Origin of the sequence: Pseudonocardia sp. McavD-2-B (genome assembly GCF_024124365.1) — a bacterium.
Lineage (GTDB): Bacteria > Actinomycetota > Actinomycetes > Mycobacteriales > Pseudonocardiaceae > Pseudonocardia > Pseudonocardia alni.
This window is the reverse complement of the sequence record NZ_JAMXSG010000001.1, coordinates 1-15,943: the sequence shown is the minus strand read 5'-3', so window position 1 is coordinate 15,943 and position 15,943 is coordinate 1. Positions and strand designations below refer to the sequence as shown.

Sequence of the window (15,943 nt, the reverse complement as noted above, 5' to 3'; positions counted from 1 at the left end):
GGTGCTGTCGCGGGCGCTGTCACTGGTGCCGCAGGGCGTCGATGGGCCGCATCCGCGCGGCCCGGTTGGCGGGGAAACCGCCCGCGAGCAGCCCGATCAGCAGGCTCACCCCGAAGGCGAGCACCACCGATCCGGCCGACACCGTCGGGGCGGGGAAGTCGGGTACGAGGCGGGGCAGGACGATCCCGGCCAGCACGGACACACCGACGCCGACCAGGATCCCGATGACCCCGCCGATGCCGGTCAAGACCATCGCCTCGATGAGGAACTGCTGCAGGATCGCGCGGCGGCGCGCGCCGATGGCCTTGCGGATGCCGATCTCGCGGGTCCGCTCGGTCACCGTGACCAGCATGATGTTGGCGACGCCGATGCTCCCGACCAGCAGCGAGATGCCCGCGACCGCCGCGACGAAGATCGTCACGAAGCTCAGGACCTGCGAGGACTGGTCGAGCAGGCTCTGCAGCGCGGTGACGGTGTAGTCGCGGTCCTGCGGGTCGTCGATGCGGTGCCGGTCGTCGAGGACCGTCGTGACCTGCTCGACCGCCTGCGGCACCGCGTCGGTGGACACCGCGCGCACGGTGATCTGGTCGACGACGTCGCCGCCACCGGTCAGGTAGGCGCGTGCGGCGCCCAGCGGCATGACGGCGATGTCGTCCTGCTGGCCGTTGGCGGCGAGCACGCCGATCACCCGGAACGAGGTGCGGCCGATCCGCACCTCCGAGCCGAGCGCCTCGCCGGCGCGGCCGCCGAACAGCGTCGCCACCGGGTTGGGGCCGAGCACGACGACCTTCGCCCGGGTCGTGGCCTGGCGGTCGTCGAAGAACGACCCGACGACGAGCTCCCGGTTGGTGATGTCGAGGTAGTCGGCGTCGGCGCCGGTCACGCCGCTGCGGACGCTCCCGCCACCGGCCAGCTGCAGCTGCGCCGAGCCGGTCACCGTCGGGCTGACCGAGGCGACCGCGGGCGCGGAGGCCCGGTCCCGCAGGGCGCGGACGTCGGCGTCGGTGAGGTCGCGCGGCGTGCCGCTGCCGCTGATGCCACCGCGGTCCGGGGTGATCTGGATCTGGTTGGCGAGCGGGCCGAACGCGTCGGCGACGAAGCGCTGCAGACCGTTGCCGAAGGCGACCAGCACGATCACCGCGGCGACCCCGATGATGATCCCGAGCATCGTCAGCAGCGACCGCAGCGGCCCGGCCCGCAGGCCCCGTACCGCGATCCGCGCGGACTCCCAGATCGTCATCGGCGCTCGTCACCCACGATCCGGCCGTCGCGCAGGGTCACCACGCGCTTGGCGAACTCCGCGACCTCGGGCTCGTGGGTGATCAGCACGACGGTGCGGCCGCTCTCGTTCAGCTCCACGAACAGGTTCATGACGTCGGTGGTCGAGGCGGTGTCGAGGTTCCCCGTCGGCTCGTCGGCCAGGATCATCGAGGGGTCGGTGACCAGGGCACGGGCCACCGCGACGCGCTGCTGCTGGCCACCGGAGAGCTCGTTGGGCCGGTGGTCGCCGCGGTCGCCGAGCCCGACCCGCTCCAGCGCGCGCCGCGCCCGGCCCCGGCGGTCGCGCCCGCCGGCGTAGACCAGCGGCAGCTCCACGTTGGCCAGCGCCGAGGTGCGCGGCAGCAGGTTGAACGACTGGAAGACGAAACCGATCTTCTGCAGCCGGACGTCGGCGAGCCGGTTGTCCGACATCCGGCCGACGTCGATGCCGTCGAGCCGGTAGGCGCCGGAGCTCGGCACGTCGAGGCAGCCGAGGATGTTCATCATCGTGGACTTGCCCGAGCCGGAGGGGCCCATGATCGCGACGAGGTCGCCGTCGTCGACGTGCAGGTCCACGGCGTCGAGTGCGCGCAGCTCGAGGGCTCCGGTCCGGTAGACCTTGGAGACCCCCTCCAGCTCGATCACGATTCCGGAGATTACGCACGGGGCGGTTCCGGGAAATCGTCGGGTCGCCGTCGGGAATGGTGCGCAGAAATGTGGCGTCACCCGATCGGGTGGAAGGTTGCGCAGGGCCGTCACCTGCGGGTCGTCGATCAGTTAATGCGGAATCATTCCCATTCGACGGCCGAGAGCGGGGAGGTGTCCCCGAAACGGCGTCGCGAATTCGTGACCACCTCGTGACCGGTCCTGCCGCGGCTGCGGCCGGGCCCGTCCGGCTACGGTGCCGTGGACCGACGCCGGGAGGCCGCATGGGCGAGCGACGACACCTGCTGGAGGGGCTGGCCGGCCCGACCGTCGCGCTGGAGGCGGTGAACCGGGCGACCCACGAGTTCACCGGCAGGCAGGCCCGGCGGGCGGGGCTGCACCCGACCGACCTGTGGGCGTTGCGGCTGCTCGACGTGCACGGCTCGCTCGGGCCGACCGAGCTGGCCCGGCGGCTGGACCTGCGGCCGGCCTCGACCACCGCGCTGATCGACCGGCTCGAGGCGGCCGGCCACCTCGAGCGTGTCCCCGACCCGCACGACCGCCGCCGGGTCACCGTGCGCTCGCGGGAGGAGTCCTTCCGCGCGCGGCTCGCGCAGTGGGAGCCGGCCGTCCGGGCCCTCGACGACGTCGCCCGCCGCCTCTCCGCCGACGAGGGCGAGGTCGTCGAGCGCTACCTGCGCGCGGTCGTCGCCACGCTCGACGAGCTCGGCGCCGGGTAGTCCGGGAGCCGGAACGCGTCGACCGCGCCGGTCGGGGTGGCCCCGAGCAGCCCGGTCACCCGCTTCCCGACCGGGCTCGCGACGGCCCGGAACGCGGTGCGCAGCGTCCGGATCCCGGCCCGGGTCCGCGGGTTGGCCAGCGTCAGCGGCGGCAGCTTCTGCGCCTGCTCGGTCGCGGGCCTCAGCAGCTCCTCGTAGCGGTGTAGCGCACCCGCGGTGTCGCCGGGGCGGGAGGCCAGCTCCCCGGCCAGTACGTAGGCACCGATCAGGGCCAGGCTCGTGCCCCCGCCGCCCAGCGGCGACGGGCAGTACGCGGCGTCGCCGAGCAGTACCACCCGTCCCGAGCTCCAGCGCGGGGCCGTGACCTGCCCGACGGCGTCGAAGTACATCGGGGCCCCGCCCGGCCCGTCGCCGAGCTCCCGCATGATCCGCGGGGCGACCCAGCCCGCGTCGGCGAAGGTCCGCCGCAGGACGGTGCGGACGTCGGCGTCGCCGAGGGTCTCCAGGCCGCGCACCCCGGACAGGAAGGTCAGCATGGCGCGGGTGGTGCCCAGGTTGTCCGGGCGCAGGTGCACCCCGCGCGAGCCGGTCTCGTGGAACCAGTTCCACCAGGCGTCGTCGTCGGCGGTGCGGGGGATCGTCAGGTAGGCGCCGTACAGGCCGGTCTCGCGGACGGTGACGTCGTCGAACACCAGGTCGCGGGTGCGCGACCGCAGCCCCTCGGCGACCACGACGAGGTCGGCGGTGACCGTGGTGCCGTCGTCGAGGGCGACCCGGGCCGGGCCGTCGCCGGCGCCCCGGTCCTCGACGCCGGTGATCCGGGTGCCGAACCGGAACGCCGTGGACCCCGGCGCGGCCCCGATCAGCACCCGGGCCAGCTCGCCGCGCAGGATCTCCAGCTCGGCGGTCGGACCGTCGGTCGACCCGGTCGGGTCCATCGGGATCTCGGCGACCGGGCGCCCGTCGTCGCCGATCACGCGGAAGCCGACCTCGCGGGTGCCGGCGGCCCGCACGGCGTCCTCCAGGCCCATCCGGCGCAGGACCTCACGGGCGGTGCCACGGACGTCGATGTTGTGCCCCTCGTCGCGCTGCCGCGGCGCGCGCTCCAGGACGGTCGTCCGCCAGCCGTACGCGGCCAGGCGCAGGGCGAGCGCGGAGCCGGCGATGCCGGCGCCGGAGATGAGGGCGTGCCGGGAGGAGGCCATGGTAGTTAGATGACCGAACTATCCGGTCGGCTAAACCTGCGCGACGATCTCGTCGGCCACCCAGCGGGCGGCACCCTGCGGGAACGGGGCGGGCAGCCCCAGGACCACGTGCCCGAAGCCCGCGCCGACGGCGGCGGACACCCGCTCGCGGGCGTCCGTCGGGTCGTCGTAGGAGACGCCCAGGTGGATCGACCGGGTGATCTCCGCCGGGTCCCGGTCGATGTCGGCGCACAGCTCGTCGAGCAGCGCGCTGCGGGCGACGGCGTCGTCGAGGTCGCCGCCGGGGATGTTCCAGACGTCGGCGTGCCGGGCCGCGATCCGCAGCGTCGCCCTGGCCCGTCCGCCGATCACGATCGGCGGGTGGGCCTGCACCGGCTTCGGGCTGCCGAACGCGCCGGTGAGCCGCACCTGCTCGCCGGCGACGTCGAACGGCTCGGTCTCGGTCCACAGCCGCCGGATCACCGTGCAGGCCTCGTCGAGCGCGGTGACGGCGTCGGCGGTGGCGGCGAAGGGCAGGCCGTGCGCCTCGTACTCGCGGCGGGCGAGCGGGTGGTCCGGGCGGGACCCGACGCCGATGCCCAGGTCGAGCCGTCCGCCGGAGACGACGTCGACCGTCGTCGCGATCTTGGCCAGCACCGCGGGCGGGCGGAACCGGTTGCTGGTGACCAGCAGACCCAGACGCAGCCGTCGGGTCCGAGCGGCCAGCGCGGACAGGGTGGTCCAGCCGTCGAGGGCCGGCCCCAGCGGGTCGCCGCCGATCGGCATGAGGTGGTCGAACAGCCAGGCGTGCTCGATGCCGGGCAGCTCGTCGGCCTCCAGCCAGACGCGCAGCAGGTCGTCGTAGGTGGTCTGCATCTGGGCGGTCATGATGCCGATGGACGCTCGGGACACGGGAACTCCTGTGCGGGACGACGGCGGACGATGAAACGGAACAATGTTCCGAGTACGATACGGAACAGTGTTCCGGTCAGCAAGGGAGTGTGCGGTGGGTGTGCAGCGGGAACCGGTCCGGTCCGACGCCCGGCGCAGTCGTGCCGCCCTGCTCGAGGCCGCCGCGGCCGAGTTCGTGACCGCGGGCGTCGACGCGCCGGTCCGGGCGATCGCCGCCCGCGCGGGGGTCGGCGTGGGGACGGTCTACCGGCACTTCCCGACCCGGCCCGACCTGGTCGTCGCCGTCTACCGGCACCAGGTCGAGGGGTGTGCGGCGGCGGCACGGACCTGCCTGGACGCCGGTCCGACGCCGTTCGACGCCCTCACGGCCTGGGTCGGGGAGTTCGTCGACCTGCTCGTCACCAAGCACGGGCTGGTCGCGATGCTCGTCCACGACGACGGCCGCTCCGCCGCGCTGCACGAGCTGTTCCTGGAGCGCCTGCTGCCGGCGGGGGAGGAGATCGTCCGGGCGGCGCGGGAGGCTGGGCAGCTGCCGTCCGACGTCACCGCCTACGAGGTGCTGCGGGGGATCGGCAACCTGTGCTTCGGCGCCGAGGCCGACTCCGCCTACGACGCCCGCCGCGCCGTCGGCTTCTTCCTCGCGGGCCTCCGGGTTGCGTAACCGGAACAGCGTTCCTATATTTCCGGAGGAGGCTCCGTTTCGAGCTCTCCACTCCGTCTCCCGAAGGAGCGCACCATCGTGGACTCCACGATCTCCCTCACCGTCGACGGCCGTCGCCACGAGCTGACGGTCGACACCCGGACCACCGTCCTCGACGCGCTGCGTGACCGGCTCGGCGTGACCAGCGCCAAGAAGGGCTGCGACCACGGCCAGTGCGGTGCGTGCACCGTCCTGCTGGCCGCACCCGGTGAACAGGGGCCGGGCCGCCGCGTGCTGTCCTGCCTCTCGCTCGCCGTCGCCCACGACGACGCCGCAGTCACCACCGCCGACGGCCTCGGCACCGGTGCGGACCTGCACCCGCTCGCCGAGGCCTTCGTCGCGCACGACGCCTACCAGTGCGGCTACTGCACCCCCGGCCAGATCTGCTCGGCCGTCGGGATGCTGGACGAGGCACGCGCCGGGCACCCCAGCGCGGTCACCGCCGACCTGTCCGGCGACGGACCGGCCGTGCTGGACCGCGCCGAGATCGCCGAGCGCCTGTCCGGGAACCTGTGCCGCTGCGCCGCCTACTCCGGCATCGTCGACGCCGTCGGTGCCGTGGGCACCGGGACGGGGGCGTCGCGGTGAAGCCGTTCGCCTACACCCGTCCCGGCGACGCCGCGGCGGCGGTCGCGGTCGTCTCCGCCGACCCGTCCGCCGCCTACCTGGCCGGCGGGACCAACCTCGTCGACCACCTCAAGCTGGGCCTGGTCGAGCCGGGCACGCTCGTCGACGTCACCGGCCTGCTGCCCACCGGGATCACCCCGACCCCCGACGGCGGCCTGTCCATCGGCGCGGGCGCCCGCAACACCGACGTCGCCGTGGACCCGCGGGTCCGGCGCGACTACCCGGCACTGTCCGCGGCGCTGCTCGCCGGGGCCTCGGGGCAGCTGCGCAACATGGCGACGACGGGCGGGAACCTGCTGCAGCGCACCCGCTGCTCCTACTTCGCCGACCTCACCGCGCCCTGCACCAAGCGCGACCCCGGGCAGGGCTGCTCCGCGCAGCACGGCTGGGCCCGCCACCACGCGATCCTCGGCGCACCCGAGGGCGGCTGCATCGCGACCCACCCGTCGGACATGGCGGTCGCGCTGGCCGCGTTCGACGCCCGCGTGCACGTCCTCGGCCCGGACGGGGAGCGCACCGTCGCCGCCACCGAGCTGCACCGGCTGCCCGGCGACGACCCGGGCCGCGACACCGTGCTGGAGCACGGGGAGCTGATCACCTCGGTCGAGCTGCCCGCGCTGCCGGTCGCCGCGCACTCCACCTACCGCAAGGTCCGCGACCGCGCCTCGTACGCGTTCGCGCTGGTGTCGGTCGCCGCGGCCCTCGACGTCGCCGACGACGGCACCGTCCGCGACGTGCGGATCGCCCTCGGCGGGGTCGCGCACCGGCCGTGGCGGGCGCGCCGCGCCGAGCAGGCGCTGCTCGGCGGGCCCGCCACCGACGAGGCGTTCCGCGCCGCCGCGACGGCCGAGACCGCCGATGCCCGCGCCGTCGACACCGCCGTCGGCGGCAACGCCTTCAAGATCCCGCTGGTGGCCGGCACGGTCACCGCCACCCTGCGCGGCCTCGCCGCGCACCGGACGGAGGCCGCATGACCAGCACCGTCACCCCCGGCACCACGACCGACGGCGCCGCGGGCACCTCGCACACCCGGATCGAGGGCCCCGCCAAGGTCACCGGCAACGCCGTCTACGCCTACGAGCAGGACGCGGTCGACCCGCTGCACCTGCGCGGCGTCGGCGCGACGGTCGCCCGCGGGCGGGTCCGCGCCGTCGACACCACCGCCGCGGCCGCGGTCCCCGGGGTGGTCGCGGTGCTCACCCCGGACACCGCGCCCCGGATCGACGGCAGCGCCACCCCCGAACAGACGGTGCTGCAGTCCGGCGAGGTGCACCACCGCGGCCAGTACGTGGCCGCCGTGCTCGCGGAGACCGCCGAGGCGGCCCGGGAGGCGGCGGACCTGGTCGTCGTCACCTACGACGCCGAGCCGGCCACCACCGCGTTCGACCCGGCCTCGCCGGAGGCCTACACCCCCGAGGTCGTCGTCGCGTTCCCGCCGGACGCCACCACCGGCGACCCGGACGCCGCGTTCGCCGCGGCCCCGGTGCAGGTCGACGCCACCTACCGGACGCCGATCGAGTACCACCACCCGATGGAGCCGCACAGCACCGTCGCCCGCTGGGACGGCGACCACCTCACGCTGTTCGAGGCCTCGCAGGCGGTGTGGTCGGCCCGGCGCGAGCTCGCGCAGATGTTCGGCATCGGCGACGACGACGTCACCGTCGTCTCACCGCACGTCGGCGGCGGGTTCGGTACCAAGGGCACGCTGCACGGCGGGTCGGTGCTGGCCGTCGTCGCCGCCCGGGCGGTCCCCGGACGGTCGGTCAAGCTGGCGCTGACCCGCCGCGAGATGACCGACCTGACCGGCTACCGCCCGGCGACCGTGCAGCGGGTCCGGCTCGGTGCCGGGACCGACGGGCGGCTGCACTCCCTCGCCCACGACGTCGTCGAGTCCGGCGCGCGGATGGCCGAGTTCGGCGAGCCGACCGCAGTGATCAGCAGGCACCTCTACGCGTCGCCGCACCGGCGGACCTCGCACCGGGTCGTGCCGCTGGACCTGTCCACGCCGACGTACATGCGCGCACCCGGCGAGGCGCCCGGCAGCTTCGGCGCGGAGTCCGCGCTGGACGAGCTCGCCGTCGCGCTCGGGATCGACCCGGTCGAGCTGCGGATCCGCAACGAGCCCGACGTCGACCCCGACACCGGCAGGCCGTTCTCCAGCCGCAACCTCGTGGCCTGCCTGCGGCGCGGCGCCGAGCGGTTCGGCTGGGCCGACCGGGACCCGCGCCCGCGCACCCGGCTCGTCGACGGCTGGTGGCACGGCACCGGCGTCGCCGCCGCGTTCTTCCCGACCTTCGCGATGCCCGGCTCCGCCGCCGCGATCCGGTACTCCGACGGCGGTGCCGGTGCGCCGGGCCGCTACCGGGTGGACATCGCCGCGGCCGACATCGGGCAGGGCGCCCGCACGGTGCTCACCCAGATCGCGGCCGAGGCGCTCGGGGTGCCGCCCGCGCAGGTCGACCTGAACCTCGGCGACACCGGGCTGCCGCACGCGACCATGGCCGGTGGGTCGGCGGGTACCGCGTCCTGGGCGACGGCGATCGTCGAGGCCGCCGACCGGTTCCGCGACAAGTGGGGCACCGACCCCGAGGACGCGGCGGAGGCCGACGGCGTCGCCGGGCACAACCCGGCGATGGCCGAGTACGCGATGGGTGCGCACGGGGCGCACTTCGTCGAGGTCGCGGTGCACGCCGACACCGGCGAGATCCGGGTGCCGCGGATGCTGGGGGTGTTCGCCGCGGGCCGCATCCTCAACCCGCTGACCGCGCGCTCGCAGTTCCTCGGCGGGATGGTGTGGGGGCTGTCGATGGCGCTGCACGAGGAGGGCGTCGTCGACCCGGCCCGCGGGCACGTCGTCAACCACGACCTCGCCGGCTACCACGTGGCGGCGAACGCCGACGTCGGCGACATCGACGCCGAGTGGGTCGACGAGGACGACCCGCACGTCAACCCGGTGGGCGCCAAGGGGATCGGGGAGATCGGGATCGTCGGGGTGGCCGCGGCCGTCGCGAACGCCGCCCACCACGCCACCGGCGTGCGGGTCCGGTCGCTGCCGATCACCTTGGAGCACTTCCTGGGGGCCTGAGCGCGAGCGCCAGGACCCGCTCGGCCCGCTCGGCGAGCTGCTGCGGGTCCTGGGCCGCCGTCGCCGCCCGCAGGGCCCGCGTGTCGAGGCCGTCGGGCACACCGAGGGTGTACCAGCGCTCCAGCAGGTCCACGGTCATCTCGGGGTGGAACTGCACGCCCACGCTGCGACCGGCCACGAACGCCTCGTGTCCGGCCCCGCCGGCGGCGAGCAGTTCCGCCCCGGTCGGTGCGACGAGCTGCTCGGCGTTCCAGCAGAACCACGGCCCGGCCGGGAGGCGGCCATCGGCCGGGTCGACCGTGTGCCATCCGATCCGGGCGGCCGGCAGCGTCGTCCGGGAGCCGCCGAGCGCCTCGGCGAGGAGCTGGGCGCCGAAGCAGATCGCCAGCACCGGCACACCGGCGTCGTGCGCCCGGCGCAGGAACGCGACCTCACGGACCGCCCACCCCGCGATCCGCTCCCTCGGCCACGGCGCGCCGAGGGTGACCACCAGGCCGGCCCCCGTCGGATCGGGGAACCCGGCGTCGACGTCCGGGGTGTCGTACCGGTCCGCGGGCACCACCGTCGTCCACTCCGGACGGATCCCGCGTCGTTCCAGGGCCGGTCCCAGCGCCCCGAGGCCGGCGACGTGGTCGTGGCCGATCACGATGGCGCGCACCCGGCACACCCTGCCACCGTCCGGGTTTGTGCCGCGTGGCCGTGGGTAGTACTCCTGCGGCCCGCGCCCGTGTGCGCACGGCGCCACCCCGGACTCCACCGCGTTCCCCGCGGCCGTCGGGTGGTCAGGGCTCCTCCGCGGTCGAACAGCCGGCCCCGCTTCCCGCATCACCTGCACGACCGACGGAGCCGTCGTTGATCCCGCACCACCCGAACTCCCCGGCCTCCCCGTTCACCGAGGGGCTGCGCCACCGCATGCGACTGGCGTGGCGGGCCGGCGCCGCAGCCGGCGCGGCCTGGTACCTCGCCACCCTCGTCCCCGGTGTGCTCGGCCAGTACCCCTACTACGCACCGCTCGGTGCCCTGCTCGTCTGCTACCCGACCGTCTTCGACTCGCTGCGCCAGAGCCTGCACGCCGTGCTCGCCACCGGGCTCGGTGTCGGTCTCGGCGCCGCCGCCCTGCACCTGGGCGGCGCGCAGTGGTGGGCGGTGGCCGCGGCTGTGCTGGCCGGGATCGCGGCGGGTGCCGCCCCCGTGCTGGCCACCGCCCGGGACCTGATCCCGACCGCGGCGTTGTTCACCATCCTCATCGGCGCCACCGACCCGTCCGGGTTCATGGCCGGCTACCTGGGGCAGACCCTGCTGGGGGTGCTCGTGGGGGTCGCGGTCACCCTGGTCCTGCCGCCCCCGCCGCAGAACGCCCGCGCGCACCGCGTGGTGGCGCGGCTGCGTGACGGCATCGCCGACCACCTGCAGGAGATGGCCGAGGTCCTGGCCGAGCAGTGGCCGCCGGAGCGCGAGGAGTGGACACGCCACCGCCACCACTTCGAGCCTCTGATCGATGCGACCCGGGAGGCGGTCCGTTCCGCCGACGCCGGCCGGCGGGCCAACCTGCGGGCACGTGCCTACCGGGCCCGCGGCCAGCAGCTCTACGAGGCCGCGCAGACCCTGGAACAGCTCGCGGTGCTCGTCCGCGACATCAGCACGGTCCTGGCCCAGACGGCGTGGGCCGAGCGCACCGTGCTCGTCCTCGACCCCGCGCTGCGCACCCCGGTCGCGGAGGCGATGGGCGACCTGGCCACCGCGATCCGGTCGGCGGAGCTCGCGCACCTGACCCGCGGCCCCGCACCCGCCGGGCTCGACGGGCACCGCCACCACCTGGCCGCCGCCCGGGACGCGCTGGACCGGGTCACCGACCGGCTCGACTCCCAGCGCGCGGGCTGGGAGGACAGCCTCGCCGCGTCGGGGATCGTGCTGCACCTGCGGCGTTGCCTGGACCACGTGCACGCCGGACCGGCCGACCGCAGCCCGGATCTGCATCCGGCGGAGCGGTGACGTGTGGCCGGCCGCCGACGGGGTACGTCAGGACCATGTCGGCGCTCGTACCCGGGGCGTACGCCGGCCCAGGTCCTGTCGGTTGAGATCCTGCAGCCGGCGGGGCCGCCCCCAACACCACTCCGATCACCGCGCACGCACGACGAGCGCCGACGACCTGTCGGAGGGCGTCGTCGGAGTTCCGCACCGACGACGCCGAGCAGGGGTCAGTCCGCCAGCGGGCGGAACCGGCGCAGCCGCAGGCTGTTGAGCACCACGCACACCGAGCTGAACGCCATCGCCGCTCCCGCGATCATCGGGTTGAGCAACCCGAACGCGGCCAGCGGGATCGCGGCCGTGTTGTAGGCGAACGCCCAGAACAGGTTGCCCCGGATCGTGCCCAGGGTGCGCCGGGAGAGCCGGACGGCGTCGGCCGCGGCCCGCAGGTCACCCCGGACCAGGGTGATGTCCGACGCCTCGATCGCCACGTCGGTGCCGGTGCCCATGGCCAGGCCCAGGTCGGCCCGGGCGAGCGCGGCCGCGTCGTTCACCCCGTCGCCGACCATCGCGACGACCCGGCCCTGCTCCTGGAGCCGCTCCACCACGGCGAGCTTGTCCGCGGGCAGCACGTCGGCGAGGACGGTGTCCGGGCCGGGCTCGATGCCGACCTCACGGGCCACGGTCTCGGCGACGGCCCGGTTGTCCCCGGTGAGCAGCACCGGGCGCAGCCCGAGCCTGCGGAACTCCGCGATCGCCTCGGCCGACGTCGGCTTCACGGTGTCGGCGACGACGAACACGGCACGGGCGGCCCCGTCCCACGCGACGGCGACCGTCGTACGGCCCCGCGCGGCCTCGTCCGCGGCGACCGCGGCGAGGTCGTCGGGCAGCGGGACCGACCACTGCTCCAGCAGCCGCGGACGGCCGACGAGCACGGCGTGGCCGTCGACGACGCCCTGCACACCGAGGCCCTCGTGGTTGGTGAAGTCCGTGACGGCGGGCAGGTCACCGACCCGCTCGGTCGCCGCACCGGCGATCGCGGCGGCCACCGGGTGCTCCGAGGCGCTCTCGAGGGCCCCGGCGAGGCGCAGCACGGTCGCCTCGTCGGTGCCGTCGGCGGTGTGCACGCCGGTCAGCGCCATGGTCCCGGTGGTGACGGTGCCGGTCTTGTCGAGCACGACGGTGTCGACCCGCCGGGTGGACTCCAGGATCTCCGGGCCCTTGATCAGGATGCCGGTCTGGGCGCCGCGCCCGGTGCCGACCAGCAGCGCGGTCGGCGTGGCCAGCCCGAGCGCGCAGGGGCAGGCGATGATCAGTACGGCGACGGCGGCGGTGAACGCCGTCGAGGCGAGTGCGCCGGTGAGGATCCAGACCAGCAGTGTCGCGGCGGCGATCACGGCGACGACGGGCACGAACACCGCGGAGATCCGGTCGGCCAGGCGCTGCACCTCGGCCTTGCCGTTCTGCGCCTCCTCGACCAGTCGCGCCATCTGCGCGAGCGCGGTGTCCGAGCCGACCCGGGTGGCCCGCACGACGAGCCGCCCGCCGGAGTTCACACACCCGCCGACGACGGCGTCGCCTGCCCGGACCTCGACCGGCACCGACTCACCGGTCAGCATCGAGACGTCGACCGCCGAGCGGCCGTCGACGACCTCGCCGTCGGTGGCGACCTTCTCCCCGGGACGCACGACGAACTCCTCGCCCACGGCGAGCTCGTCGACGGCGACGCGCACCTCGGCGCCGTCGCGGAGCACCGTCACGTCCTTCGCGCCCATCTGCAGCAGCGCGCGCAGCGCGGCACCGGCCCGGCGCCGGGAGCGGAGCTCGACGTAGCGCCCGGCCAGCACGAACGTGACGACCGCGGCGACGACCTCCAGGTAGATGTTCCCGCTGCCGTCGGTGCGCGAGATCGTCAGCTCGAACGGGTGCACCATGCCGGGCATCCCGGCGGTGCCGAGGAACAACGCGTAGAGCGACCAGGCCAGGGCCGCCGTCGTCCCCATCGAGACGAGGGTGTCCATCGTGGCGGCGCCGTGGCGCAGGTTCGTCCAGGCGGCGCGGTGGAACGGCGCGCCCGCCCAGCCCCAGACCGGCAGCGTCAGCAGCAGCGACACCCACTGCCAGCCGACGAACTGCCATGCGGGCGTCATCGCGAGGACGACGACCGGCACCGACAGCACGGCGGCGCCGATGAGCCGGTTCCGCAGGTCGCGCAGGTCGCGCTCGGGGTCCTCGTCGGTTCCGGCGCTCGGCGGGGTGGCGGTGTAGCCGGCGGCCTCGACGGTCCCGAGCAGGGTCTCGAGCCCGACGCCGCCCGGGGCGCTGATCCGCGCCTTCTCGGTGGCGTAGTTGACGGTCGCGCTGACGCCGTCGAGCTTGTTGAGCTTGCGCTCGATCCGGTTGGCGCAGGACGCGCAGGTCATGCCGCCGACGGCGAGCTCGATCTCGGTGACGGTGCTGTCGGCATCGCTCTCGGCGACGGTCCCGGTCGCGGCTGCGCGGGGCAGCGCGGTGACGGGTCCGTGGGCCGGGGACGTGTCGCTCATGGTCGGTCCTCCGGGGGTGACCCGGCGCGGGTGGCGGTGGCGACCCGCGCCGGGTGGGCGGTCAGGGGGGTGCTCAGGCGAGCTGGTAGCCCGCCTCGTGCACGGCGTCACGGACGGCGTCGGGGGAGACCTCGCCGTCGCTGGTGACGGTGACGGCGCCGGTCGGCAGGTCGACGGCCACGTCCGTGACGCCGGAGATCTCGCCGATCTCCTCGGTGACCGAGGCGACGCAGTGCTGGCAGGTCATGCCGGTGACGGTGTAGCTGGCGGTGCTCATCGTGCTCTCTCCTGGGTGCGGGGTTTCAAGAACGTCGGGTGTCAGGAACGGACCAGCCGGGCGATCGCCGCGCTGGCCTCCCGGATCTTCTCCTCGGCGACGGGGCCACCCTCGGTGGCGGCGTCGGCGACGCAGTGCTTCAGGTGTTCGTCGAGCAGGCCCAGCGCGACGGCCTCGAGGGCCTTGTTGACCGCGGCGACCTGGGTCAGCACGTCGATGCAGTACTTGTCGGACTCGATCATCTTCGTGATGCCGCGGACCTGGCCCTCGATCCGGCGCATCCGCTTGACGTGCGCGTCCTTGGTGTCGGCGTAGCCGGGCATCGCGTCCTCCTCGGGGTCCACCGTCACCATACCCCTAGGGGGTAATGGTATCTACCGTGCCTGTAGCGTGCGGGGTGTGACGGACCGGACCCGGCTGCTCGTGCTCGTGCTGCCGGTGCTGCTCGGGCTGCTGGGGATGCACGCGCTCGCGGCGCCGCCCGTGTCCTCCGGTGTACACCACGCTCCCGCCGCCGCACCCGTCGTCACGCACGGGGGCACGCTCCACGCCGCCCCGGGGCCGGCGCATCCCGGCCCGCACGGGGTCGCGCCCGCCGGGGCTCAGGGGGCCGCGCATCCCGACCCGCGCGGCGTGCCCCACGACGGGGCGTCGCACCTGCTGCACCTGTGCCTGGCCGTGCTCGCGGCCGGGGTCGTCCTGGCTGCGGCGGTGCTGCTGGCCGGGTTCGCGCCGCTGCCGTCGTCGCGGGGGCCGGCCGGCCCGGGGAGTCCGCGGACCGCACCGGTGGCCCGTCCGCCCCCGGTCCCGCGACGGCTCGCGCTGCTCTGCGTGTCGCGGACGTGACCGGCCTCCGGCGCGGGAGAGCGCCGGAGCCGCCGAGCACCCACGACACGGGAGTACCGACACATGACACGCACGAACGTGGCGCTCGCCGCCACGGCACTGGCCGCTGCCCTCGTCCTGACCGGCTGTGCCGGCGGGGGAGCGTCCGCCCCGCCCGCGGCCTCGTCGAGCAGCGCCGACGTCGCCTTCGCCCAGGGCATGATCCCGCACCACGAGCAGGCGGTCGCGATGGCGCGGCTCGCCGACGACCGCGCCGGAGCCCGGGTGCGCGACCTCGCCGCCCGGATCGAGGCGGCCCAGGGCCCGGAGATCGGCCGGCTCCGGGGGTTCCTGGCCGACTGGGGCGCCGCACCCGCCGCGGACCACCACGGCGGTCACGGCGACATGGCCGGGATGGCCGGGATGATGTCCGACGAGCAGATGGCCGCTCTGGGGCGCGCGTCCGGCGCCGCGTTCGACCGGTCGTTCCTCCAGATGATGATCGCCCACCACGAGGGGGCGGTGACCATGGCCCGCGCCGAGCTCGACGCCGGGGTGGACCCGCGGGCGCGGGAGCTGGCGCAGCAGATCGTCGACGCCCAGCAGGCGGAGATCGCGGAGATGCGGACGCTGCTGGGCTGAGCGGAGATCGTCACGGCTGAGGGGTCCGGTGCCGGGAACGGCACCGGACCCCTCGGACGCGGCGATCGTCGTCGAGACGTCAGGTGAACGAGATGTGCACGTGGTCCATGTGGTTCGCCGTCGCCCCGCCCCGGTCCTCCTGGGCCTTCCAGCCGCTGCCGGTGTCGATGCGCTGCTGCCAGATGATGTAGGAGATCCCGAGCTCGTCCCGGTTCTGCCGGGCGTAGGCGGCGAGCCGGTCGCCCGTCGCCTTGTCGACCATGAAGTCCAGAGCCTTGCCGCTGGGGTGGTCGGAGGCGTTGCCGCGGCTGCCGATGCCCAGCACGGAGTCGACGCCGAACAGGCAGCGCAGCTTCTCCCCGGCCGTCGCCACGTTCGCGGCGACGCCCTCCATGCCCGCGGTGCCCAGGGCACACGTGGTGGACCCGGTCGGGCCGTCATCCGAGGGGGCGCCGGAGGTCCCGGCCGAGGACCGCGCGGAGTCGGCGGCGCGGGCGGCCGCATCCCGTGCCTCGCGCGCGGCGGCACGGGC

At 74.9% G+C, this 15,943-nt stretch carries 16 protein-coding genes and 1 pseudogene; 8 read left to right on the top strand and 9 right to left on the bottom strand.

The window, feature by feature from the left end; translation table 11 throughout:
- Positions 1-19: 19 nt before the first annotated feature.
- Together NH602_RS00085 and NH602_RS00080 are read right to left on the bottom strand one after the other, a co-directional pair.
- Complete coding sequence (locus NH602_RS00085; RefSeq protein WP_073577369.1) at positions 20-1,240, bottom strand: ABC transporter permease; 1,221 nt, start codon at positions 1,238-1,240, stop codon at positions 20-22.
- A complete protein-coding gene (locus NH602_RS00080; RefSeq protein WP_073577370.1) occupies positions 1,237-1,905 on the bottom strand; it encodes an ABC transporter ATP-binding protein in 669 nt (222 codons plus the stop codon). The genes NH602_RS00085 and NH602_RS00080 overlap by 4 nt, the downstream gene beginning before the upstream one ends.
- A gap of 284 nt (positions 1,906-2,189) precedes the next feature.
- Here NH602_RS00080 and NH602_RS00075 point away from each other — a divergent pair, with 284 nt between their 5' ends.
- Positions 2,190-2,645 (top strand): MarR family winged helix-turn-helix transcriptional regulator, encoded by a 456-nt coding sequence (locus tag NH602_RS00075; RefSeq protein WP_073577371.1) that lies wholly within the window; start codon positions 2,190-2,192, stop codon positions 2,643-2,645.
- On the opposite strand, the gene NH602_RS00070 is transcribed toward NH602_RS00075, so the two are convergent.
- A complete protein-coding gene (locus tag NH602_RS00070; protein WP_179762125.1) occupies positions 2,597-3,850 on the bottom strand; it encodes an FAD-dependent monooxygenase in 1,254 nt (417 codons plus the stop codon). The two genes, NH602_RS00075 and NH602_RS00070, sit on opposite strands and share 49 nt — an antisense overlap.
- 30 nt (positions 3,851-3,880) lie before the next feature.
- Positions 3,881-4,717, bottom strand: a complete 837-nt coding sequence (locus NH602_RS00065; RefSeq protein WP_305882374.1) for an LLM class flavin-dependent oxidoreductase — start codon at positions 4,715-4,717, stop codon at positions 3,881-3,883.
- Between the two features lie 118 nt (positions 4,718-4,835).
- Between NH602_RS00065 and NH602_RS00060 the strand changes: the two genes are divergently transcribed.
- The 4 genes from NH602_RS00060 to NH602_RS00045 all read left to right on the top strand — a co-directional run bounded on the left by NH602_RS00060 (position 4,836) and on the right by NH602_RS00045 (position 9,153).
- Complete coding sequence (locus tag NH602_RS00060) at positions 4,836-5,402, top strand: TetR/AcrR family transcriptional regulator (protein WP_251786662.1); 567 nt, start codon at positions 4,836-4,838, stop codon at positions 5,400-5,402.
- Between the two features lie 78 nt (positions 5,403-5,480).
- Positions 5,481-6,029 (top strand): 2Fe-2S iron-sulfur cluster-binding protein, encoded by a 549-nt coding sequence (locus NH602_RS00055; protein WP_062396781.1) that lies wholly within the window; start codon positions 5,481-5,483, stop codon positions 6,027-6,029.
- Positions 6,026-7,042, top strand: coding sequence for a xanthine dehydrogenase family protein subunit M (locus NH602_RS00050; RefSeq protein WP_179762127.1), 1,017 nt, complete (start codon positions 6,026-6,028; stop codon positions 7,040-7,042). Before NH602_RS00055 ends, NH602_RS00050 begins: the two co-directional genes overlap by 4 nt.
- A complete protein-coding gene (locus NH602_RS00045; RefSeq protein ID WP_179762128.1) occupies positions 7,039-9,153 on the top strand; it encodes a xanthine dehydrogenase family protein molybdopterin-binding subunit in 2,115 nt (704 codons plus the stop codon). Before NH602_RS00050 ends, NH602_RS00045 begins: the two co-directional genes overlap by 4 nt.
- Here the strand turns inward: NH602_RS00045 and NH602_RS00040 are convergent.
- Complete coding sequence (locus NH602_RS00040; protein ID WP_179762129.1) at positions 9,125-9,811, bottom strand: gamma-glutamyl-gamma-aminobutyrate hydrolase family protein; 687 nt, start codon at positions 9,809-9,811, stop codon at positions 9,125-9,127. The two genes, NH602_RS00045 and NH602_RS00040, sit on opposite strands and share 29 nt — an antisense overlap.
- Before the next feature lie 194 nt (positions 9,812-10,005).
- Between NH602_RS00040 and NH602_RS00035 the strand changes: the two genes are divergently transcribed.
- Positions 10,006-11,145 (top strand): FUSC family protein, encoded by a 1,140-nt coding sequence (locus NH602_RS00035; protein WP_179762130.1) that lies wholly within the window; start codon positions 10,006-10,008, stop codon positions 11,143-11,145.
- A 206-nt stretch (positions 11,146-11,351) separates the two neighbouring features.
- On the opposite strand, the gene NH602_RS00030 is transcribed toward NH602_RS00035, so the two are convergent.
- The 3 genes from NH602_RS00030 to NH602_RS00020 all read right to left on the bottom strand — a co-directional run bounded on the left by NH602_RS00030 (position 11,352) and on the right by NH602_RS00020 (position 14,267).
- Positions 11,352-13,544, bottom strand: coding sequence for a cation-translocating P-type ATPase (locus NH602_RS00030; protein WP_253066708.1), 2,193 nt, complete (start codon positions 13,542-13,544; stop codon positions 11,352-11,354).
- Positions 13,545-13,740: 196 nt separating this feature from the next.
- On the bottom strand, positions 13,741-13,944 hold the full coding sequence (locus tag NH602_RS00025) for a heavy-metal-associated domain-containing protein (protein WP_073577379.1): 204 nt from the start codon (positions 13,942-13,944) through the stop codon (positions 13,741-13,743).
- A 41-nt stretch (positions 13,945-13,985) separates the two neighbouring features.
- Positions 13,986-14,267 (bottom strand): metal-sensitive transcriptional regulator, encoded by a 282-nt coding sequence (locus NH602_RS00020; protein ID WP_073577472.1) that lies wholly within the window; start codon positions 14,265-14,267, stop codon positions 13,986-13,988.
- Positions 14,268-14,343: 76 nt separating this feature from the next.
- On the opposite strand from NH602_RS00020, the gene NH602_RS00015 reads away from it, so the two are divergent.
- Positions 14,344-14,790, top strand: coding sequence for a DUF6153 family protein (locus tag NH602_RS00015; RefSeq protein ID WP_253066633.1), 447 nt, complete (start codon positions 14,344-14,346; stop codon positions 14,788-14,790).
- 63 nt (positions 14,791-14,853) lie between these two features.
- Positions 14,854-15,411 carry a DUF305 domain-containing protein gene (locus NH602_RS00010; RefSeq protein ID WP_179762133.1) on the top strand — a complete coding sequence of 186 codons (558 nt, stop codon included), beginning with the start codon at positions 14,854-14,856 and terminating at the stop codon, positions 15,409-15,411.
- A 79-nt stretch (positions 15,412-15,490) separates the two neighbouring features.
- Here the strand turns inward: NH602_RS00010 and NH602_RS00005 are convergent.
- Positions 15,491-15,943, bottom strand: a pseudogene (locus tag NH602_RS00005) (hypothetical protein); the annotation flags it as partial.